This window comes from Mycobacterium sp. SMC-8, from assembly GCF_025263565.1.
Classification (GTDB): Bacteria; Actinomycetota; Actinomycetes; order Mycobacteriales; family Mycobacteriaceae; genus Mycobacterium.
In genome coordinates this window covers 5,771,925-5,795,483 of record NZ_CP079865.1, presented here as the reverse complement: position 1 = coordinate 5,795,483, position 23,559 = coordinate 5,771,925, and the positions used below count along the sequence as shown (strand labels likewise).

Here is a 23,559-nt window from a genome sequence, read left to right as displayed (position 1 = left end):
TTTCGGCAGCGAGATCATCCTGTCGCACCAAGGCTCGGCTCCTGCCTCGGTGAGCGCTACGGTCCTTGGTCGTCTTCGGGGAGTAGGTGGTGTTCGGGGTGGTGGTAGCCATTGACCAGCTGCGTGCGGTGCCGGCCTGTATCGAGCCCTGGTGGTGGGAGCCATTCGGTCTGGTTCCTGGCGTTCTTGCTTGTGGTCCAGCCGGTGGTTTCGATCATCCGGTTGTGCGGTCCGCAGGCCAGGGTGAGGTCGTCGATGTCGGTTTGGCCGTCGTTTTTCCAGTCCGCGACCGCATGATGAACCTGACACCAGTACCCCTGCACGGTGCAGCCGGGCCGGGTGCAGCCACGATCACGAGCGTGCAGGACGATCCGCTGGGCGGCGTTGGCCAGCCGTTGGGCCCGACCCAGATACAGGCTTTGACCGGTGTGCTCGTCAAAGACGTACAGATAGTGATGGGCGCGGGCGGCCATCCGGATCAGATCGGGCATCGGCAGCAATGATCCGCCGCCGGTGACCGCCACCCCGGCCCCCTTTTCCAGCTCCTGCAGGGTGGTCGAGACGATCACGGTCACCGGTAACCCGTTATGGCTGCCGAGTGTCCCGGATTCCAGGGTGCGGCGCAGCAGGGCTTTGAAGCCGTCGTGATTGCGCTGCCCCTCGGTGCGGGTATCCCGACCCGTCTCCGGGCCCGCCCCGGCGGATGACTCGGCCGGCTCCTCACCGGGCTGTTGGTCGGGCATGTTGGCCCCGGGGGCGGCCTCCTTGGCCAGGGTCGCCTCCAAGTAGGCGCCCAGTTCGGCGTCCAGGTAGCCGCTGATCTTGCGAAACCCGTCACGCTGCTGCTTGCCGACCCTCACCCACCGTTTCCGGGCCACCTCGTCGTCGGCGGGTTCAGGGCCGTCCTGATCGATCATCATCAACAACCGCCCCGCCGCCGCATCGAGCTCCTCAGGGCCTAGACCCGAGCCCAGGCCGGCCAGGTGCGCATCGGCGGCCGCACGGGTGTCCACATCCACCCACGCGGGCAGCTTCTGGTGAAACCTCGCGATCACCGTGATGTGCTCTTCGTCCAACAGGCCCTGAGCCTGGGCGGCGGCGGTGGCTCCCCACAGCGGCGCAAGAGGCTGGCCCGTCATCGCCCGCCGCGGCCCCAGCATTTTGGCCCGTCGCAACCGCCGTCCCGCCTCGGCGCCACTGACCCGCAGCGCGGTGGTCAGCACGCCCTTCCACGACGATTCCCCGAGCCGGTGCGGCTCGGTCTCCTCGATCAACCGGGCCAACACCTTGTGCTCCAGCGCCGGGACCGACCGCAGCACCCTGGTCAACTCGGCCAGCAGCCCGACCAACTCACTATGGGTCAGCTCATCGGCGGCCTTGGACAGCACACCGATCTGCTCAGCGATCGCCCCCACTGCCTCGGACACCAGCTCCATATATCGAACACTAGTGCGAACCACCGACAAAAAGCGTCCCGGCAGGGTGTGAAAAGAGATCCATGGAGGATTCTTGCGCCGCTTACGGCAACCGTGATCATCGGCGACGAAAAGCCGTTCCACGGACCGCCACGTGGCATTGTCCTGATGACGGGACGTCACAAGTAGCAAGTGGGGGAAGGCGCGGGCGTGGCATCGGGCGACTTCGAACTGTCGATGAGCGAATTGCGTAGCGTGGCTCGCTTCGTCGCCGAGACCGCCGAAGAGCTCCTGCCGATGTTCGAGGACGCCGATCCCCGCGACTGCAGGCCGAGGAACGCCATCGCTGCCGCCTGGCGCTTCGTTCATGGCGCGCCCAGGACGAAGCAGCAGCGCGTCGCCTCGCTGGAAGCCCACCGCGCGGGCCGGGAGGCATCCGAGGAGGTGGCGCGCCTGGCCGCACAGGCAGCAGGGGACGCCGCATCCGCTGCCTATCTTCATCCCATCGCCCGACCGCATCAGGTGGGCCACATTCTGCGTGCCGCCGCGAACGCCGCACGGGTAGCCGAGATCAACGCCGGCGGCGACCCTGACGCTGCCATCTCCGCGATCCGGAGAGCGCGGCAGCGTGCGACGCCCGAGCTGATTGACGTCCTGTGTCGTTACCCTCCGGCGCCGGCCGGCAGGAGCCGCGTCGCCCAGCTGATGTCGAGTTTGGACGCGACGCTGCGGGCCCCGCGCTGAACGACACGGCCGGATGCGGCCTGGCACGGCCATAAATGCCGGGCCGACGTGTGTGTCAGGACGTCAACTGCGCGACCAACTGCTTCTTGTCGACCTTGCCCACCGCCGTCATCGGCAACGATCGCACCGGGGTCAGCACGTCGGGGCGTGCGTGCTTGGACGCACCGCGCCCGTCGAGAAACGCGTTCAGCTCGGCCAGCGTGATCGGCGCACCGAGGAAAACCACTGCCGCACAGATCTTCTCGCCGAGATACTCGTCGGGGAGCGCCACGGCGGCAGCCGTGTAGATCGCCGGGTGGGTGTGCAGGTGGTCTTCGAGGTCGGTCGCCGACACTGTCTCGCCACCGCGGTGGATCACGTCTTTGACCCGGCCGGTCACCTCCACGTACCCGGCGCGTGCGCCCTCGGAGAAGATCCGAACCCGGTCGCCGGTGCGGTAGAAGCCGTCCGGGGAGAACGAGCGGGCGTTGGCGTCGTCGGCCCGGTAGTAACCGTTGAGCGTGTACGGTCCGCGGACCAGTAGCTCGCCCTCCTCCCCGGGTGCCACCTCGTCGCCGTTCTCGTCGACGACGCGCATCTCGTCGTGTGGGGACATCGGCCGGCCCTGGGTGTGGACGACGACGTCCTCCGGGTCTCCGGGCCGGGTGAAGTTCAGCATCCCCTCGGCCATCCCGAAGATCTGCGACATGCCAGGGGTCAGCCGGTCGAGGATGAATCGGGCCTCTTCCGGGCTCATGCGGGATCCGCCGACCTGGACGAACCGCAGCGAACTCGGCAGTACCGGCTCCCACTCACATGCCTGCGCCCACAGCTTGGCCAGCGCGTTGACCAGTCCGGTGACGGTGATCCGGTACTTGTCGATCAACGCGAACGCGTTTTGGGGGCTGGGGTCGGCGGTAAACACCGTCGGCGCGCCGACCGTCATCGAGCCGAGCAGGCCGGGGCAGGCCAGCGGAAAATTGTGTCCGGCGGGCAGCGCGACCAGATAGGCGTCGTCCCCGTTCATCTGGCAGGCCTGGGCGCAGGCGGTGGCGTTGTAGACGTAGTCGTCGTGGGTGCGCGCGATGAGTTTCGGTAGGCCGGTGGTGCCGCCGGAGACCAGCAGCAGCGCGGGCAGGCCGGGGTCGATCCGCGGACGCTCGAGCAGTGGGCCGGCATGGTCGCGGATCGCCGCCCACGAGACGAACGGTCCGGATGCGCCGTCGACGATCACATGCCGCAACGCCGGGTGTTCGGCGGCCAGGGCGGCGGCCATCCCCCGGTAGTCGAATCCGCCGGCCTGGTCTCCGACGATGATCGCGACGGCGCCACTGACCTCCGCGAAGTGACCCAGTTCGGCGGTGCGATGGCCGGTCAGGCACATCACCGGCACCGCCCCGGCACGCAACAGGGCGAACAGGGCGACGGCGAACTGGCACGAATTCGGCAGTTGCAGCAGCACGCGGTCGCCCGGACGGACGCCCAGAGCGGACAAACCGGCGGCGGCTCGGTCGGCGATCGCGTCGAGCTCGGCGAACGTATAGCTCTCGGCGGAGTCGATGATCGCCGGTTTGTCGGGCCACGAGGCCGCGGCGTCGGTCAGGATCGAGTCCAGGGACCGACCCGTCCAGTACCCGGCGTTGCGGTAGGTCTCGGCTCTGTCCTCGGGGAACGGCACGAAGCCGTACGCCAGGTCCGTGAGGTTGTCGCCCTGCTCGGTCGAGAATCCGGTGCTCATCAGTCAAAATCGCCGCTCTGGGTAGGAGTTTTCGGTGACCCGAATATAAGGTAGCCTCCACTAAGTTAGGGCAGCCTGCACTTAATCCGGCGTGGTTCGAGGAGGTTCGGTGAGTTTGGCGTCGACGACTGCACAGTCTGTCCGCGACGAGGTTGCCGAACTGCTCGGTGTGAACCCGGCTGACCTCGACCCGCAGGCCGATCTGATCGCGTCCGGCCTGGACTCGATCCGGATGATGTCGTTGTCCGGTCGCTGGCGCCGACAGGGGATCGACGTCGGTTTCGCGGCGCTGGCGGCGAATCCCACCGTGGCCGCGTGGACGGAGTTGGTGACCGGTGGCGCCGGCGGAGGCCGCCAGGACACGGCCCCGGCCGCGGAGCCCGCGATGGACGACACCTTCCCGCTCGCGCCGATCCAGCACGCGATGTGGGTGGGCCGCAACGACGACCAGCAACTCGGTGGCGTCGCCGCGCATCTCTACGTCGAATTCGACGGTGCCGGAGTCGATCCGGACCGGCTGCGCGAGGCGGCGGCCAAACTCGCGGCACGGCATCCGATGCTGCGCGTCGAGATCCTGCCCGACGGCACCCAGCGCATCGGCGATCGCGGTCTGCCCGTCACCGTGTACGACCTGCGCGCGCTCGACGTGCCGGCGGCCGAACGACGTCTCGAAGAGATCCGGCAGGAGAAGTCGCATCAGATGATGCACGACGAGGTGCTGCAGCTCTCGCTGTCGCTGCTCGCGGATGGTCGGACCCGGTTGCACGTCGACATGGACATGCAGGCCGCGGACGCGGTGAGTTACCGCAACTTCATGGCTGATCTTGCCGAGTTCTACAGCGGCGGAAACCTTCCCGACCTCGGCTATACCTACCGCGAGTACCGCGCGGCGCTCACCTCGACGGCGGCGGAATCGGAGGACGACCGCCGCTGGTGGGCCGAACGCGTGCCCGAGCTACCGGAGGGTCCCGCGCTGCCGCTGGTGCCGCGCGCCGAACAAGCGGACCCGAAACGCGCGCGGCGCCGCTGGCACATCTTCGATGTCGCCACCCGGGACGCTCTCTTCGCGGCTGCGCGACGGCGGGGGATCACGCCGGCGATGGCGGTGGCGGCGTCCTACGCCGGCACGCTGGCCCGGTGGTCGACCAGTCGGCGCTTCCTGCTGAACCTACCCATGTTCGGTCGCGAGCAGTTCCACCCCGACGTCGACAAACTCGTCGGGGACTTCACGTCGTCGCTGCTGCTCGATGTCGATCTCACCTGCGCCGACACCCCGATCGCGCGCTGCCGAGTGCTGCAGGAGACGCTGCACGCCACGGCGCGCCATTCCTCCTACTCGGGTCTGTCGGTGCTGCGCGACCTGACCCGCCACCACGGCACGCCCGTGCTGGCCCCGATCGTGTACACCAGTGCGCTGGGGCTCGGAGATCTGTTCGCGGGCAAGGTCACCGAGCACTTCGGCAAGCCAGTGTGGACGATCTCGCAGGGGCCGCAGGTGCTGCTCGACGCGCAGGCCACTCCCGTGGCCGAAGGCCTGATGATCAACTGGGACACACGCGAGGACGCGTTCCGGCCCGGTGTGGCCGACGCGATGTTCGCCCATCACGTCGCCGAGCTCGCGCGCCTTGCCGCCGACGAATCTGCCTGGGAAGCAGTCGATGTAGCCGCGGTGACGGCCGAACAACAGGCCGCGCGCGACAGGGTGAACGCGGTCTCCGTCGCGCCGAGCGGGGAGGTGCTGCACGACGGCTTCTTCCGTCGTGCCCAGACCCACCCCGACGCGCCGGCGGTGTGCTCCAGAGCGGGCGACCTCACCTACGGGCAACTGTGCGAACAGGTACTCGCCGTCGCGGCCGCGCTGCACGTCGCCGGCATCCGGCACGGCGACACCGTCGCGGTGATGGGACCCAAGAACCACGAACAGGTCATTGCGCTGCTCGCGATATCGGCCGTCGGAGGGGTCTATGTGCCGGTCTGCGTGGATCATCCGGCCGACCGCGCGGCCCGCATGCTGGCCAACGGCCGGGTGCGGATGGCGCTGGTGTGCGGTGGCGAACCGCCGACCACATTGCCGGCCTTGACGATCACGGAAGCTCTGCGGGTGGGGCGCCGGGAAACCGGGTTCACGCCGCCCGCCGTCGAACCGGCGGATCTGGCCTACATCCTGTTCACCTCCGGTTCGACGGGTGAACCCAAGGGTGTCGAGATGACCCACGATGCGGCGATGAACACCGTCGAGTTCATCAACGGCCACTTCGAGATCGGCCCCGCCGACCGCTGCCTGGCGCTGTCGACGCTGGAATGCGATCTGTCCGTACTCGACGTCTTCGGCATGCTGCGGGCCGGGGGATCGATCGTCGTCGTCGATGAAGACCAGCGTCGCGATCCCGACGCGTGGGCCCGCCTCATCTCCGAGCATGGCGTGACCGTTCTGCACTTCATGCCGGGCTGGCTGGAGATGCTCTCGGAGGTCGACGGCGACCTGTCCTCGGTGCGGGTGGTTCCCACCGGCGGCGACTGGGTGCGACCCGACATGGTGCGGGCGCTGCGGAACCGGGCCCCGCACATGCGGTTCGCCGGCCTGGGCGGTGCCACCGAAACGGCCACGCACAACACCATCTGCGAGGTCGTCGGCGACATCCCGGCGGACTGGGCGTCCATTCCGCTCGGCGTGCCGCTGCCCAACAACGCCTGCCGGGTTGTCGGACCGGACGGCCGGGACTGCCCCGACTGGGTGCCCGGCGAACTCTGGGTCGGCGGCCGGGGTGTGGCCCGCGGCTATTGCGCGCGGCCCGATCTGACCGCCGAGCGGTTCGTTCGCCATGACGGCACGCTCTGGTACCGCACCGGCGATCTCGTGCGCTACCGAACCGGCGGCCTCATCGAGTTCGTCGGCCGGGCCGACCACCGGATCAAGATCAGCGGTTACCGTGTCGAACTCGGCGAGGTGGAGTCCGCGCTGCGCTGCGTCCCGGGCGTCGACTCCGCGGTCGCGGCCGTCGTGACCGCCGACGGCGGCCGGGACGTGCTCGCCGCACTCGTGAGCGCCGACTCCGGCCACGCCGTGCCGGATCCGGCCAAGGTCACCGCGGCGATGGCCGAACTCGTTCCGCCGCACATGATCCCGCAGATCGTGGTCGGCGCCGGTGAAATCCCCTACACTCTCGGCGGCAAGATCGACCGGGCAGCGGTGACGCGTCGCCTCAGGGAAGCCGAGGTGCAGGGCGGCGCCGGGTTCCGTGCGCCGGCCACCTCGCTGGAGACGGCGCTGTGCGCGCTCATCGGGTCGGTCCTCGGGCGCGACACCGTGGGCGCCGACGACGACTTCTTCGCCTCGGGCGGTGATTCCGTGCTGGCGACCCAGGTGGTCGCGCGCGTCCGCACCTGGCTCGACACCCCGTCGGTCGCGGTCGCCGACATCTTCGCGGCCCGCACCGCCGCTGCACTGGCGGCAAGGCTGATCGCCGGCGAGAACGACAGCACGCGGCTGACTGAAGTGGCCGAGCTCTATCTGGAGATCTCCGGGATGGACGGTGCCGAGGTGCTTTCCGCGCTGGACTCCGGGCGATGATCGGCGAGCGCCACCAGCTGGACCTCACGCCGTGGATCAAAAGGTTCCCGGGGGAGACCGGCACCGCGACGATCGTGTTTCCGCATGCGGGCGGCGCCGCCGCGGCCTACCGCGGTTTCGCGTCGGCGTTGTCCGCCCGGGGCGTCGACACCTACCTCGTGCAGTATCCGCAGCGCGGCGAGCGGCTCGCCCATCCGGCGCCGGAGACGATCACCGACCTGGCGGCGGACGTCCTGGGCGCCGCCGACTGGTCCCGGCTCGGGCAGGTGCGGCTGTTCGGGCACTGCATGGGCGCTCTGGTCGGCTTCGAGTTCGCGCAACTGGCTGCGCGGCGCGGCGTCACCGTCCGCGAGTTGTGGGCCTCGGCGAGCCAGGCGCCGTCGACCGTCGAAGGTTCGCGACCGGTGCCCACCACTGACCGGGAGATGCTGGCCGACATCATCGACCTCGGCGGCACCGACGCGCGACTGCTGGAGGACGAAGACTTCCTCGAGCTGCTGCTGCCCGCGGTGCGCGCGGACTACCAGGCTTTCAACCGCTACACCTGCGGCCGTGGCGCGCGCATCGACGCCGACATCCACGTGCTCGGAGGCCACGACGATCATCGAGTCGAACAGAACCTGTTGCGGCAGTGGGAGGTTCACACCACGGCCGCGTACACCTTCACGATGTTCGACGGCGGGCACTTCTACCTCGACGAGCATCGGGACGAGGTCGCCGAGCTGGTGAGCTGCACATGACCGATGACCCCGTCGTCATCGTCGGGATGGCGGTCGAGGCGCCGGGCGGTGTGCAGGACACAGACGACTACTGGAGCCTGCTCGCCGAACAGCGGGAGGCGCTGACCCCGTTCCCGACCGACCGGGGCTGGTCGTTGCCGGCGCTGCTGGCCGGCTCGCGGCGGGACGGCTTCAAACCGATTCACAATCTGGGCGGATTTCTGCGCGGTGCAGGGCATTTCGACCCCGAGTTCTTCGGCATCTCGCGCCGGGAGGCCGTTGCCATGGATCCGCAACAGCGCGTCGCGCTGCGCGTCGCGTGGCGCGCGCTGGAGAGCGCGGGAATCAACCCCGACGACCTCGACGGCCACGACGCCGGGTGCTACGTCGGCGCCTCGGACATGCGGTACGGGCCCGCGATGGACGAGTTCTCCCACCACAGCGGCCATCTGATCACCGGGACCTCGCTCGGAGTCATCTCCGGCCGCATCGCCTACCTCCTGGGTCTGGCGGGTCCGGCGATGACCGTCGACACCTCGTGCTCATCGGCCCTGTCCGCACTGCACATCGCCGTGCAGGGGCTGCGGTCCGGCGACTGCGACCTGGCCCTGGCCGGCGGAGTGTGCGTGATGGGTTCACCGGGCTACTTCGTGGAGTTCTCCAAACAGCACGCGTTGTCCGACGACGGGCACTGCCGGCCCTACAGCGCGCACGCCAGCGGCACGGTGTGGGCCGAAGGCGCCGGAATGTTCGTGCTGCAACGGAGATCGGCCGCGCTGCGGGACCGCCGCCGGATCGTGGCCGAGGTACTGGCCAGTTGCGTGAACTCCGACGGCAGATCGGTCGGGCTCACCGCTCCCAGCCGCGAGGCCCAGACCCGGCTGTTCCGGCGTGCTCTGGCCACCGCCGGTATCGACGTCGACAGCGTGGGCATGGTGGAAGGCCACGGCACCGGAACCCGACTGGGGGACCGCACCGAGCTCACCTCGCTGGCCGCCACGTACGGAGCCGGGACGCCCGGGAGGGGCCCGTTGCTCGGCTCGGTCAAGTCCAACGTGGGACACACGCAGGCGGCCGCCGGTGCGCTCGGCCTGGCCAAGGTGCTGTTGGCCGCCGATCACGCCGCCATCCCCGCCACGTTGCACGTCGACGACCCGAGTCGCGAGATCGATTGGCAGAGCACGGGTTTACGGTTGGCCACCAAGCTGACGCCGTGGCGTGCCGTCGACGGGACGCGCACGGGCGCGGTGTCGGCGTTCGGGATGAGCGGCACCAACACCCACGTCGTCGTCGCGGTGCCCGAGTCGGCGCAGGGTTGGCCCGCGTGATGCCGGCCGGCTGGTTGCCCGACGGGCGGATCGCCGTCGCGCTCAGCGCCCACGACGAGGCGCTGCTGCCTGTCGCCGCCCGTGACATCCTCGACTACCTGGGGCGAAAGCCGTGTGATCCCGCGCAGGTGGCCGCCCAGCTGGTGCGTACCCGGCGGCCGCGCCGCCACCGCGCGGTCGTGCGCGCCGCGGATCACGACGAACTGACCGCTGGTCTGCTGGCGCTCGCCGAGGGACGCGAGCACCCGTCGGTGACGCACGCGGCAGGACGGGCCGCGGGCCGGACCGCGTTCGTGTATCCCGGGCAGGGCACCCAGTGGCCGGGCATGGGCGCGCAGCCCTTCCGCGAGCTGCCGGCCTACCGTGACGAAGCCGACCGGCTGGGTGCGGCGTTCGTCGCGGCCGGGCTGACGTCCCCGCTGCCGTTCCTCGTCGGCGGCGATGCGGCGCCGGGCCCGGTCTCGCACCTGGAACTGCAGGCCGCACAGTTCGTGCACTCCGTCGCGCTGACGGCGGTATGGCGCTCGTGTGGCATCGTGCCGGACCTGACCGTCGGGCACAGTCTCGGCGAGGTCGCGGCGGCCTACGTCGCCGAAACCGTCACCCTCGCCGACGCGGTGAGCGTGCTCGCCGCAAGGGCGGCGGCGATCGCGGCCATCCCGGGTGACAACGGCGTCGCGGTCCTTGGCGTGGACACCGACGAAGCCGCCGAGCTGATCGGCGCCACCGACGGCTGGCTGGAGTTGTCCGCGGTCAACGCGCAGACCTCGGTCGCGGTGTCGGGAGAGCGGTCCGCGGTCACCGCGGCCGTGGCGGCCGCCCGTGCCCGCGGCCGGTTCGCCAAGGAGCTGGCGATGAGTTTCCCGGCGCACACCACCGCGATGGAAGCCCAGCGTGAGGACCTGTGCCGGCGGTTACCGGAATCGGTGTTCGCCGACTCGCCGGTGCAGTTCGTCGGGTCGGCGACCGGACAGGCCGTCGCCCCCGGCACCGAGTTCGGCGACTATTGGTATGCCAACCTGCGCAACACGATCCGGTTCGACCGGGCCGTGCGGACGGCCATCGGGCTGGGCGCCGGCGTTTTCGTCGAAATGTCTGCGCACCCGTCACTGCTGTTCGCCGTTGAAGACGGCATCGAACGCGCCGGCGCTGCGGCGGCGGTGCTCGTCGGCTCCGGACACCGCGACGAGTCCGTGCGCGACGCGTTGTCTGCCAATATCGTCACCGTCGCGGCCGCCGACCCCGCTTATCACTGGGGCGACCTTCTGACCGGCCGGCCCGAGCCGCTGTACGGCTTTCCGGGTGCGCCGATGCGCGCCGAGCACCTATGGGCCGAGCCCGAGCCGCTGCCGGCGCTGCCGCAACTGGCCGTAAGCGGTGAGACCTGGCGGCCGCACCGCCCCGGCCGCGCCACGGCGACACCGCGCCGCAAGATCGCAGTGGTCGAGACCGGTTCTGCCACACCGGTGGCCGCGGCGCTCCGGCACGCCGTCGCCGAGCACGACCGCGCCGTGCTGACCGACCCGACGGACGCCGATCTGGTGATCGCGGTCGCACCCGCGTTCGGTGACCGTGACGCCGCCGGGGCCGTCGACGGGCTGTCCTGCGCCGTCGACACCGGCCTGCTCGGCTACCCCGACACGTTCGGCGCCCGGTGCCGTGACGTCTGGCTGGTGACTGCCGGCGCCGAGAGCACCACCGCCGCGGACCCGTTGCCCGATCTGGCCCAGGCTGGACTGGCCGCGATGCACCGCTGCATCGGGTTCGAACACCCCGACCAGAACTTCCACCACCTGGACCTGCCGGCCGGAGCGACGGCCGGGATCGGTGCCGTCGACGTGATGCTGGACGCCACAGGCGAACTCGCCTTACGCGGCGACGGGGCGGTGTACCAACGCAGTCTCGGCGACGCGTCCGCCGCGCAACCATGGGAGCTCAGTTCGGGCGCACTCGACAACGTGGTGATCACCGGGGGCTCGGGAGCCATCGGGTTGAGCTACGCCCGCTTCCTGGCCGCACGCGGCGCCCGGCGGATCGTGCTGCTGAGCCGCCGCGGCGTCGACCCGGCCCTGGTGAACGACCTCGGTACCGAGATCATCGCACCAGCATGCGATCTGCGGGATTCCCGCCGACTTGCGGCCACGGCCGCCGACGTCGCCGGCGGTCCGGCGTCGCTGGTCATCCACGCCGCGGGCACCGCGATATTCGCCGATCGCACCGGCACCACCGGCGCCGCGCTGGCGGACATGGCGGCTGCCAAGATCGTCGGCCTGGAGGCGCTGACCCGCACCTGGCCGATGCGCGACGACGCCCGAATCCTGTTGTGCTCCTCGGTGACCGGCGTGTGGGGCGGAAAGGGTGTCGGCGGGTATGCGGCAGCCAACCGGATGCTCGACGTGATGGCTGCCAGGTTGCGCGCCGAAGGGCGCCATTGCACGGCCGTGCGCTTCGGTCTCTGGGAGGGCAGCGGCATCGTCGACGCCGCGGAGATCGCGCGGGTGGAGCGCACGGGACTGCGGCAGATGAGCCCCCAACTCGCCGTCGAGGCGAGCCTGGCGGATTTCTCGGGGGATCCGCTGGTGCTGGCCGCCGACCCGGAGCGGATGCGCACGTTCTTCGGCGAGACACCGGTGCAGACATCGGGGGAGACCGACACAGCTGCCGGTTCCACGCCGATGGCGCCGCCCGAGGCGGTACGCAGCCAGCTCGCGGCAGTGCTCGGAGCGGACTGCGCAGCACTGGATCTGGACTCATCGCTGTTCGATCTCGGGGTCGACTCGCTGCTCGCGCTGGATCTCCGTAAGCGTCTGAAACGGCTGACCGGCCACACCGTGCCGCTGGCGACACTGCTCGGCGGCATCACCGGTACGGATCTGATCGCCGGCCTATCAGAGAAAGTGAACTCTTTTCAGTGACTGACATCGACACCGGGGCCGGGCTCGACGAGCGCCGACTGGAACTGCTGCGCCGCAGGATGCAGGAGCGTGGGCTGAGCACCGGCACCGCCCAGGACACGGGTGATCCCGACGCGCTGACCGAGGGCCAGCTGCGGATGTGGTTCGTGCACAACGCCGACCCGAGTGGCGCGCTGCTCAACGTGTGCCTGTCCTACCGCCTGTCCGGCGACATCGACCTCGCCCGGCTGCACGCTGCGGTCGACGCGGTGGCCCGGCGCCACCGCGTGCTGCGCACGACGTACCGCACCGAGGCGACCGCCGCCGGCGACAGCGGCATGCCGGTGCCCACCGTGCACGCCGACCTCATGCCCGGCTGGGCCGAACACGATCTGAGCGATCTGTCCGAGCGGGCCCGCCGGCTGCGGCTGGAGGTGATCGCGCAGCGCGAGTTCGCCAAGCCGTTCGACCTGGACGTCGAGTCGCCGCTGCGTATCACGGTGATCCGCATCGCCGCAACGGAACACGTCATGCTGCTGGTGGCGCATCACATCGCCTGGGACGACCGTTCGTGGGAGGTGTTCTTCGGCGACCTGACCCGCGCCTACGTCGGTGAACAGCTGCGCCCGGCGCCCCGTGCGGTCCCCACCGCCGCCGGCTCCGACGAGGAGGACGTCGCGTACTGGCGGACAGTGATGGCCGATCCGCCGGAACCGCTGGAGCTGCCCGGTCCGACCGGGTCGGCGGTCCCGACCAGCTGGCGGTCACAGCGCACCGCGCTGCGCCTGGACGGGGAGACGAGCGCGCGGGTCACGGCACTGGCCGACGAGGTCGGCGCCACACCGTACGCGGTGCTGCTGGCGGTGTTCGGCGTGCTGATCCACCGGTACAGCCACGTCGACGACTTCCTGGTCGCCACCCCGGTGCTCAACCGCGACGGCAACCCCGACGACGTCATCGGCTACTTCGGCAACACCGTCGCGATGCGGTTGCGCCCACGCCCGGCGATGACATTCCGCGATCTGCTGACCCAGACCCGCGACACCGCGCTCGGGGCGTTCGCCCACCAGCGGGTCGGCCTGGACCGGATGGTCCGTGAGCTCAACCCCGACCGGCGGCACGGCGCCGAGCGGATGACGCGGGTCAGCTTCGGCTTCCGCGGCCGCGACCGGTTCGGCTTCACCCCGCCCGGTGTCACCTGCGAAAGGGCCGAGCTGCGTTCACATCTGACGCATCTCCCGCTGGGCATCATGGTGGAGTTCGACACCGACGAGATCGTGGTGGAGCTCGAGCACCTGGTGGAGATCATCGAACCCGGATTGGCCCGGCAACTGCTCGACCATTACGCCGTATTGATCCGCAGCGCACTCGGCGCACCCGACACCGCGCTGAGCGCACTGCAGCTGATGAGCGACGAGGACCTCGACTGGCTGCGCGCGGTGTGGTCGGGCCCGGCGTTCGAGACCCCGCCGGCCACCATCACCGACCTCATCGAGGCGCAGGCCCGGCGCAGTCCCGACGGTACCGCCGTCGTCTTCGAGGGGCGCCAGCACACCTACCGCGAGATCAACGAGGCGGCGAACCGCGTCGCCCACTGGCTGATCCGGGAAGGGGTGGGCGCCGAGGACCGGGTCGCCGTGCTGCTCGACAAGTCACCGGAGCTGGTGGTAACCGCGCTGGGCGTGCTCAAAGCCGGCGCGGTCTACGTCCCGGTCGACCCCACCTACCCGCAGGACCGCGTTGACTTCATCCTGGGCGATTGCAACGCGAAAGTGGTTGTGCGGGAGGCGGTCAGCAATGCCGGCGAGCTGCGCGCCGACGATCCGACGGACAGCGACCGGGTGCGCCCGGTGGGCACGGACAACACGGCCTACTTGATCTACACCTCCGGTTCAACCGGCCTGCCCAAAGGCGTCCCGGTGCCGCACCGACCGGTCGCCGAGTACTTCGTCTGGTTCGCCGACGAGTACAAGGTCGACGAGAACGACCGGCTGCTGCAGGTCGCCTCACCGAGCTTCGACGTGTCCATCGCCGAGGTGTTCGGCACGCTGGCCTGCGGTGCCCGGCTGGTGATCCACCGCCCCGGCGGTCTGAACGACATCGGTTACCTGACCGGGCTGCTGCGCGACGAGGGCATCACCGCGATGCACTTCGTCCCGTCACTGCTCGGGCTGTTCCTGGCGCTGCCCGGGGTGAACCAGTGGCGCACCCTGCAGCGGGTGCCGATCGGCGGTGAAGCGCTGCCCGGTGAGGTGGCCGACAAGTTCCATGCCACCTTCGACGCGCTGCTGCACAACTTCTACGGACCCACCGAAACCGTCATCAACGCCACCCGGTTCAAGGTCGAGGGCAGGCAGGGCACCCGGATCGTCCCGATCGGCAAGCCCAAGATCAACACGCAGATCCACCTGCTCGACGATGCGCTGCAACCGGTGCCGGTTGGTTCCATCGGCGAGATCTACATCGGCGGAACCCATGTCGCGCGTGGCTACCATCACCGGCCGGGACTGACCGCCGAGCGGTTCGTCGCCGACCCGTTCACCCCCGGTGCGCGCATGTACCGCTCCGGTGACCTGGCGCGGCTCAACGCCGACGGTGACATCGAGTTCGTCGGCCGCGCCGACGAACAGGTCAAGATCCGCGGGTTCCGCATCGAACTGGGCGACGTCGCCGCCGCGATCACCGTGGACCCCAGCGTCGGGCAGGCCGTGGTCGTCGTCGCCGACCTGCCCAACCTCGGCAAGAGCCTGGTCGGCTACCTGACCCCGGCCGACGGGGCGGCGGTGGACGTCGACAGGGTCCGCGCCCGGGTGGCCGCCGCACTGCCGGAGTACATGACGCCGGCCGCCTACGTGGTGGTCGACGAGATCCCGATCACCGCGCACGGCAAGATCGACCGCGCCGCGCTGCCCGAGCCGGAGATCTCGGCGGCAACCGAGTTCCGTGAGCCGGCCGAGGGCACCGAGGCCCGACTGGCGCAGCTGTTCGCCGAGTTGCTCGGTCGTAGCGGCGTCGGCGCCGACGACTCGTTCTTCGACCTGGGCGGGCACTCGCTGCTGGCCACCAGGCTGGTGGCCGAGCTGCGGAGCCGGTTCGGCGCGGACGTCGAGGTGCGCGATGTCTTCGAGCACGCGACCGTCGCCCGGTTGGCCGCCCACATGAACACCTTGGCGTTCGGAGAGAACGCCACCACCCGCAGGCCTCGGCTGGTCGCCGCGCCACTGGACGGCCCGGCGCCGCTGTCGTCGTCGCAGCTGCGTTCGTGGTTCGGGTACCGGATCGAGGGTCGCAGCCCGATCAACAACATCCCGTTCGCGGCGCGGGTGACCGGCCCCTGCGATGTCGACGCGTTCGTCGCCGCTATTCGCGACGTCGTGGAGCGGCACGCCGTCCTGCGCACCACCTATCGCGAGATCGACGGTGTGCCCTACCAGATCGTGAACCCGGTCTCTGACGTCCCGGTCCGGCGGGCCCGCGGTGAGGGCGAGGAGTGGCTGCAGGCCGAACTTGACCGCGAGCGCAAACGCACCTTCGATCTGGAAGAAGACTGGCCGATCCGGGCGGCGGTGTTCGCCGTGGGTCAGGCTCCGGACGGCCGAGCCGCCGATCAAACTCCGGAACATGTGCTGTCCGTGGTGATTCACCATATCGCCGGTGACCACTGGTCCGGCGGCGTGCTGTTCAGCGACCTGGTGACCGCATACCGCGCCCGGAAGGCCGGGGAGCGGCCGACCTGGGCGCCGCTGCCCGTGCAGTACACGGATTACGGTGCATGGCAGGCGAAGCTGCTCAGCGACGACACCGGTATCGCCGTACCGCAGCGCGAGTACTGGGTTCGTCAGCTTGCCGGTGCTCCGGTGGAATCCGGGCTGCCGTTGGACTTCTCGCGCCCCCGGCTGCCCACCGGCAAGGGTGACGCCGTCGAGTTCACCATCGACGGTGACGTTCGGCGCAGAATCGCCGAGCTGTGCCGCGAGGTCGGCATCACCGAGTTCATGCTGCTGCAGGCCGCGGTCGCGGTGACGCTGGCGAAAGCCGGTGGCGGCCTGGACGTCCCGATGGGCACACCGGTGGCGGGCCGCTCCGAGGCCGAGCTGGAACAGCTCGTCGGGTTCTTCGTCAATTTCGTGGTGCTGCGCAACGACCTGCGCGGCAACCCGACGCTGCGCGAGGTGCTGACCCGCGCCCGCGATATGGCGTTGTCGGCGTACTCCAATCAGGACGTGCCGTTCGAACAGGTCGTCGAGGCGGTGAATCCGCCGCGCACCCTGGCCCGCAACCCGCTGTTTCAGGTGGTGGTGCACGTGCGGGAACAACTGCCGCAGCGCCAGATGATCGACGCCGACACCGAATTCACGGCACTGGAACCGACGTTCGACATCGCCCAGGCCGATCTGTCGCTGAACTTCCTGGCCGGGGACGGTTCCGGGCGCGACGGCGAGGGGTACCGCGGCTACCTGATCTACCGGCCGGAGCTCTACACCCGCCGCACCGTCGAACGGCTCGGCGGGTGGCTGACCCGGGTGGTGGCGGCGTTCGTCGACACCCCCGACCGTGCGCTCGGCGACGTCGACATCCTCTGCGCCGAGGAGAGGAAACGCATCTCGCAGGAATGGAGCACCGGCGCCCGCGTCGAGGTGCTCGACGCCGATCTGTCGCCCGTGCCGGTCGGCGTGCTCGGCGATCTGTACCTGAGCGGTGGTCCTTTCGAGGCAACGGAGCGCTACCGCACCGGCGACCGTGCCCGCTGGAACGACGACGGCCGACTCGAGATCGTCGCCCGCCGTCCCGCCGCCGGCGACGTCGTCGACGCGGCTCCGCCCGCCGAGGTCGAGTTCGAGGAGCCGCAGACCGACACCGAACGTGCTTTGGCCGCATTGCTTTCCGGGCTGCTCGGCGCCGGGGAGGTGGGCCGCTACGACGACTTCTTCGGGCTCGGCGGTGACAGCGTGCTGGCCGTCCAACTCGCCGCCCGGGCACGCGATGCCGGCCTGGACCTGAGTGCGCGCATGGTCTTCGAGCATCCGCAGCTCGCGCAACTGGCCGCCGCCATCGACAGCGGCACCGGCGCGGCCGATGACCAGCCGGACACCCACCACGCGCCGATGTCGGTGTCGGGGCTTCCCGCCGACGAACTCGCCGCACTGACCGCATCGTGGGGCGCCGGGCAATGACCCAGACCGAGCCGACCCAGACCGAACCCGGCGCCGAGCCGCCCGTCATCGAGGACGTGCTGGCGCTGAGCCCGCTGCAGCAGGGGCTTTTCTCCATGGCGACGCTGTCCGACGGCCGCGACGACGACCCCTACGTCATCGCGATGGCCGCCGACGCCACCGGCCGGCTGGACGCCGACCTGCTCCGCAGGTGCGCGGCGGAGCTGCTGGAGCGGCACGCCAACCTGCGGGCCAGTTTCGTCAAGGGCAACCTCAGCCGTGCCGTACAGGTCATCCCGAAACGGGTCGACATGCCGTGGCGTCATGTCACCGCCGCCGACGACGCCGAACTGGAAGAGATTGAAAAGGACGAGCGCGCTGCGCCGTTCACACTCGAGCGGGGCCCGGTCATCCGTTTCCTGCTCATCGAGGCGCCGCAGCGCTGGCGGTTCGTGGTGACCGCCCACCACATCTTGATCGACGGGTGGTCGCTGCCGTTGTTCATGGGTGAGCTGCTGACCCTGTACCGCGCCGGCGGTGACGTTACGGCGCTGCCGCCGCCGCCACGGCCCTACCGGGACTACATCGGCTGGCTGGCCGGTCGCGACGACGAGTCCGGCCGCGCACTGTGGCGGCGGCATCTGGCCGGTGTCGACGGGCCCACGCTGATGACGCCGGCTCTGACGTCGTCGGCGCCGTCGGGACGGCCCCGGCTCACCGAGGTGATGCTGGACGCCGAGACCACCGGTCGGCTCGCCGAGGCCGCCAGGAGTCGCGGCGTCACGCTCAACACCCTGATCCAGATGTCTTGGGCCACCGTGCTTTCGGTCGTCACCGCCCGCACCGACGTGGTGTTCGGCGTGACGGTGTCCGGACGTCCGGGCGAACTCGCCGGCGTCGAGCGCATGGTCGGGTTGTTCATCAACACCGTGCCGCTGCGGGTGCGCCTGGACCCCGGCGCGCCGACCGGCGAGCAGTGCCTGGCCCTGCAGCGCGAAGCAGCTGCGCTGCGCGATCACAGCTACCTGAGCCACACCGCGCTGCGTGCCCTCGGCGGAATCGGCGAGATGTTCGACACCTTGCTGGTGTATGAGAACTTCCCGCCCGGCGGGCTGGTGGGCCAAACGGAGTTCGAGGCGAACGGCGCGACGTTCGTGCCGTCGGCGCTGGAGAGTCTGTCGCACTTCCCGGTGACCATCGCGGCGCATCTGGCCGACGACCGGCTCACGGTGTTCGTCGAGGCGGTCGACGGCGCGCTCGGCGCGCTGCGGCCGGACGATCTCGGTAGGCGGGTGCTGCACACTGCTGGACGCCTGATCGACTGCTGGGAGCGACCGCTGCGCGCCGCCGGGGTGTTGCTGCCCGCCGAGTACCCCCCCGGGCCGGTGACGCTGGATCCGGCGACTGCCCACAGCATCCACGACAGGTTCACCCGCATCGCCGGCGACCGGCTCGGGTCGGTCGCGCTGACCTGGGAGGCCGGCGGGGACTGCGGCACGCTGACGTATCGGGAACTGGACGAGGCCGCCGACCGGATGGCCGTTGCGCTCATCGCCGCCGGCGTGGGCCCCGAGATCCCGGTCGCGGTGTTGCTGCCGCGTGGGCCCGACTACGTGGTGGCGATGTTCGGCGTGCTCAAGGCCGGCGGGGTGATCGTCCCGCTCGACCCGGCCATGCCCGGCGAACGCATCACCGACATTCTCGAACAGTCCGGCGCGGCGGTGGTGATCGATGATGCGTTCGTCGCCGCGGTGCCCACCGCCGGGCCGCCGGCCGGATACCGACCCGCCCGCGCGTCCGCCGACCAGGCGGCGTACATCGTGTTCACCTCCGGCACCACCGGCAGACCCAAGGGCGTGGTCGGCACGCACGGCGCGGTGCTGGCCTACGCCGAGGACCACGCCGAGCACGTGCTGCGCCCGGCGGCCGAGCGGATCGGTCGTCCGCTGCGCGTGGGTCACGCGTGGTCGTTCACCTTCGACGCCGCCTGGCAGCCGCTCACGGCGCTGCTCGACGGGCATTCGGTGCACCTCATCGGCGACGAATCCCAGCGTGACGCAGAGGCTTTGGTGTACGGCATCGGCCGCTTCGCCGTCGACATGCTCGACACCACGCCGTCGATGTTCGCCCAACTGCGCGACTTCGGCCTGCTGAGCACCGTTCCGCTCGCGGTGCTGGCCCTCGGAGGGGAGGCGGTGAGTCCCGCGCTGTGGCGGCTGATCGGCGACGAGTGCGTCCGCACCGGCATGACCGCGTTCAATTGTTACGGGCCGACCGAGACCACGGTCGAGGCGGTGGTCGCGCCCATCGACGAGTACCGGAAACCCTCGATCGGTCGGCCGACCCGGAGCATGAGCGCCTACGTGCTCGACGCATGGCTGCGGCCGGTGCCCGACGGCGTCGCGGGGGAGCTGTACCTGTCGGGCCGGCAGCTGACCCGCGGCTACCTGGGCCGTGCCGCCGAAACGGCGGGACGGTTCGTCGCCGACCCGTTCACGCCCGGGGCCCGCATGTACCGAACCGGCGACGTGGTGCGGCGCGGTGCGGACGGCGGCCTGCAGTTCCTCGGCCGTGCCGACGACCAGGTCAAGATTCGCGGCTTCCGCGTCGAACCCGGTGAGATCGCGGCGGTACTGAGCGAGCACCCAGCCGTCACCGACGCACACGTCACCGTCGACCGGCGTGGCGCGCAGGCCAGGCTGACCGCGTACGTCGCCGCAGGGGTGAACCCTCCGGCTCTCGCCGATCTGCGGGCGCTGATGGCCACACGCCTGCCGCGCTACATGGTTCCGCAGCGCGTCGTCGTGCTGTCCGAGCTGCCGCTGACCTCGCACGGCAAGATCGACGAGGCCGCGCTGGCCGGGATCGCGATCGAGGACGCCGTGTCGGCGGCGCCGCAGACGCCGACCGAGACGGCACTGGTCGAACTGCTGTCCGAGGTGCTCGGCGAGGAGGGCGTCGACGTCGAGGCCGACTTCTTGGAGACCGGGCTGGACAGCATCGTGGCGCTGACCCTGGTGCAGGCCGCACGCCGCCGCGGGATCGAGATGCGGGCCCGGCTGATGCTGGAGTGCAACAACATTCGCGAACTGGCCGCCGCGATCGATGCCTCTTCGCACGACCACGCCCCGGCCCCGGTCACCGACGACCGCTTCGGTGAGGTGATGCCCGCGCCGATCATGTCCTGGATGTACGAGTACGGGAACTTCCGCCGGTTCACCCAGAATGTGCTCGTGTCGCTGCCTGCGGATCTGCCGGGGCAGCGTCTGGAGCAGATCGTGCAGGCCCTGCTGGACCGCCACGACATGCTCCGGGCGGTCCTCGACGAGCGCGGCCGGTTGGTGACCCGTGCGCCCGGCGCGGTGTGCGCTGCCGACGTGCTCCACGCGGTGGATGCCGCCGCCGATACCGCGCTGGAGGTCGAAGTGGCTGCCGCACTTGACCGTATCGACCCGGCTTCGGGCTCGATGGTCCAGGCGGTCTGGTTCCGGCAGGGTCCGCCGGTGCTGGCGCTGTGCGTTCACCACCTGGCCACCGACGTGGTGTCGTGGTACGTGATCCTCGGCGCGCTGGCCCAACTCGATGCCGCGCTGGCTGCCGGGCACCCCGTGGACCAGGCCCACGAGTACACCACCTACCGGGAATGGACGCGGCGACTGCACGAGCGCAGCCGTACCGAGACTGTCGAGCACAGCCGGGAGTACTGGGTCGGGCAACTCGCCGGACCCGACCCGGAGCTCGGCCGGCGCCGGGCCGACCCGCGGCGCGACACCTGGGCCTCGCTGCGCACGACCGACGTCCTCACCGATGCCGCCGTCACCCGGGCCATCCTGGACCGGCTCGACCACGCGGGCCTTCAGATGCGTGATTTCCTGCTCACCGCACTGAGTCTCACGCTGGCGTCGTGGCGGATCGAGCGCGGGCAGCCCGCCCACCACGGCACGCTCGTCGCCCTGGAGGGGCACGGCCGGGAGGACGCGCTCGTCGGGGGCGGCGTCGACACCTCCACCACCGTCGGGTGGTTCACGTCGGTGTATCCGGTGCGCCTCGGCGCCGGGGAGGCCGCGATCGACGTGCACACCGCGGGTCGGAATCCGGCCGCGGCCCGCACCCTGCTCCGCGCGGTCGCCCGGCAGCTCGCCGAGGTGCCCGACCGGGGCCTCGACTATGGGTTGCTGCGCTATACGCGGCGCGACGAAACCCTGGCGGCACTGCCCGACCCGCAGGTCGAGTTCAACTACGTCGGCAGGCACGACCTCAGCGCCGACCAGACTGCGCACGCGTGGTCGCTGATCACCGACGAAACCCTCAACGCGCACATGCCGGCCGCCGCCGAGCCGGACCTGCCGCTGCGCTATACGTTCGACGTCATCTCGGTGATCTCCGGCGGAGCCGACGGGCCGCAGCTACGCACCAGCTGGCGCTGGAGCACCGTGCTGTCCGACGCGGCAGAAGTCGACCGGCTCACCGTGCTCTGGCAGCGGGCGGTCACCGCACTCGCAGAGGCGTTATGACGACTCCGCCCACCCCGACCCTCGCCGTCGTCGGCGCCGGCCCGAAGGCGATCGCGGTGGCGGCCAAAGCCGCCGAACTGCGCGCCATGGGCGTCGACGTGCCCGACGTGGTGGCGATCGAGCGCAGCGTCGTGGCCGCCAACTGGCAGTCCGTGGGCGGCTGGACCGACGGTCAGCACCGGCTCGGCACCAGCCCCGAGAAGGACGTCGGTTTCCCGTACCGGTCCTCGCTGGTGCCCCGCCGCAACGCCGAACTCGACGAGCGGATGATGCGGCACAGCTGGCAGTCCTATCTGGTGGCCACCGCACAGTTCGCGGAATGGATCGACCGGGGCCGGCCGGCACCCACCCACGTCGGGTGGAGCCGCTACCTGCGCTGGGTCGCCCACAACATCGGTATGACGGTGATCACCGGTGAGGTGCAACGCATCTCGACCGACGGCCGACGGTGGGAGGTGGTCACGCCGCAGCGCAGCGTGGCTGCCGACGGCGTGATGATCACCGGACCCGGGCAGGCTCAGCGCTCGATACTGCCGCATGACCCGCATGTTCTGTCGATCGCCCAGTTCTGGGAACGCGCGGCCCGGCCGGATCTGATCGTCGCCGAGCGGGTCGCGGTCATCGGAGGGGGCGAGACGGCGGCGTCCATGCTCAACGAGCTTTTCCGGCACCGTGTTTCGACCATCACCGTGATCTCGCCGCAGGTCACCCTGTTCACCCGCGGGGAGAGCTTCTTCGAGAACACGTTGTTCTCCGACCCGACGGATTGGGCCGGCTTGACGGTGACCGAACGGCGCGACGCGCTGGCCCGCACCGACCGTGGCGTGTTCTCGGCTCGGGTGCAGGACGCGCTGCTCGCCGACGACCGGATCCGCCATCTGCGCGGCCGGGTCGCCCACGCCGTCGCACGCGACGAGCGGATCCGCTTGACCCTCAGCTCGAACCGCGGCGGCGAAGCGCTGGAGACCGTGCACGGTTTCGATCTGGTGATCGACGGCTCCGGCGCCGACTCCATGTGGTTCGAGCCGTTGTTCAGCCAGGACGCGCGCGATCTGATCGAGCTGGCGCTGCGCGCCCCGCTGACGGGTGATTCGCTGCAGGAATCCATCGGTCACGACCTGTCGGTGGCCGCGCTGACGCCGAAGTTGTTCCTGCCCGGCCTGTCCGGGCTGATGCAAGGCCCGGGATTTCCGAACCTCAGCTGCCTCGGGCTGCTGTCCGATCGTGTGCTCGGGGCCCACTACGCGGGTGCCGCGCAACCCCCTTCGACGAGGAGAACCGATGAGCACCAACCCGTTCGATGACGACAACGGTGCGTTCTACGTGCTGGTCAACGACGAGGAGCAGTACAGCCTGTGGCCGACCTTCGCCGACGTGCCCGCCGGGTGGCGAATTGTCTTCGGGGAGAGCACCCGTGCCGATTGCCTGGCCTTCGTCGAAGACACCTGGACCGACCTGCGGCCTCGCAGCCTGCGGGAGTCGATGAGCTGACCGCGCAGGCACA

The 23,559-nt window shown here is 70.2% G+C and carries 11 protein-coding genes; 9 read left to right on the top strand and 2 right to left on the bottom strand.

The window, feature by feature from the left end; genetic code table 11:
• Window positions 1-56: 56 nt before the first annotated feature.
• Entirely contained in the window at window positions 57-1,436 is a 1,380-nt protein-coding gene (locus KXD97_RS27845; protein WP_260754144.1) for an HNH endonuclease signature motif containing protein, read from the bottom strand.
• A gap of 216 nt (window positions 1,437-1,652) precedes the next feature.
• Between KXD97_RS27845 and KXD97_RS27840 the strand changes: the two genes are divergently transcribed.
• Window positions 1,653-2,159 carry a putative immunity protein gene (locus KXD97_RS27840; RefSeq protein ID WP_260758185.1) on the top strand — a complete coding sequence of 169 codons (507 nt, stop codon included), beginning with the start codon at window positions 1,653-1,655 and terminating at the stop codon, window positions 2,157-2,159.
• 55 nt (window positions 2,160-2,214) lie between these two features.
• Here KXD97_RS27840 and KXD97_RS27835 read toward each other — a convergent pair whose 3' ends face one another.
• Complete coding sequence (locus tag KXD97_RS27835) at window positions 2,215-3,876, bottom strand: (2,3-dihydroxybenzoyl)adenylate synthase (protein ID WP_260754143.1); 1,662 nt, start codon at window positions 3,874-3,876, stop codon at window positions 2,215-2,217.
• 109 nt (window positions 3,877-3,985) lie between these two features.
• Between KXD97_RS27835 and KXD97_RS27830 the strand changes: the two genes are divergently transcribed.
• From KXD97_RS27830 to KXD97_RS27795, 8 genes are read left to right on the top strand one after another with little or no spacing between them, the layout of a single operon-like run.
• Window positions 3,986-7,447, top strand: a complete 3,462-nt coding sequence (locus tag KXD97_RS27830) for an amino acid adenylation domain-containing protein (protein ID WP_260754142.1) — start codon at window positions 3,986-3,988, stop codon at window positions 7,445-7,447.
• Window positions 7,444-8,187, top strand: coding sequence for a thioesterase II family protein (locus KXD97_RS27825; RefSeq protein ID WP_260754141.1), 744 nt, complete (start codon window positions 7,444-7,446; stop codon window positions 8,185-8,187). The genes KXD97_RS27830 and KXD97_RS27825 overlap by 4 nt, the downstream gene beginning before the upstream one ends.
• Window positions 8,184-9,494, top strand: coding sequence for a polyketide synthase (locus KXD97_RS27820; RefSeq protein ID WP_260754140.1), 1,311 nt, complete (start codon window positions 8,184-8,186; stop codon window positions 9,492-9,494). Before KXD97_RS27825 ends, KXD97_RS27820 begins: the two co-directional genes overlap by 4 nt.
• Window positions 9,494-12,409: a mycobactin polyketide synthase MbtD gene (gene mbtD / locus KXD97_RS27815; RefSeq protein WP_260758184.1), complete on the top strand. Its 2,916-nt coding sequence runs from the start codon at window positions 9,494-9,496 to the stop codon at window positions 12,407-12,409. The genes KXD97_RS27820 and mbtD overlap by 1 nt, the downstream gene beginning before the upstream one ends.
• Window positions 12,406-17,562 carry a non-ribosomal peptide synthetase gene (locus tag KXD97_RS27810; protein WP_260754139.1) on the top strand — a complete coding sequence of 1,719 codons (5,157 nt, stop codon included), beginning with the start codon at window positions 12,406-12,408 and terminating at the stop codon, window positions 17,560-17,562. The genes mbtD and KXD97_RS27810 overlap by 4 nt, the downstream gene beginning before the upstream one ends.
• Window positions 17,559-22,055, top strand: a complete 4,497-nt coding sequence (locus KXD97_RS27805) for an amino acid adenylation domain-containing protein (protein ID WP_260754138.1) — start codon at window positions 17,559-17,561, stop codon at window positions 22,053-22,055. The genes KXD97_RS27810 and KXD97_RS27805 overlap by 4 nt, the downstream gene beginning before the upstream one ends.
• A complete protein-coding gene (gene mbtG, locus KXD97_RS27800) occupies window positions 22,052-23,359 on the top strand; it encodes an NADPH-dependent L-lysine N(6)-monooxygenase MbtG (RefSeq protein WP_260754136.1) in 1,308 nt (435 codons plus the stop codon). The genes KXD97_RS27805 and mbtG overlap by 4 nt, the downstream gene beginning before the upstream one ends.
• Window positions 23,337-23,546, top strand: a complete 210-nt coding sequence (locus KXD97_RS27795) for an MbtH family protein (RefSeq protein ID WP_260754132.1) — start codon at window positions 23,337-23,339, stop codon at window positions 23,544-23,546. Before mbtG ends, KXD97_RS27795 begins: the two co-directional genes overlap by 23 nt.
• Window positions 23,547-23,559 lie beyond the last annotated feature (13 nt).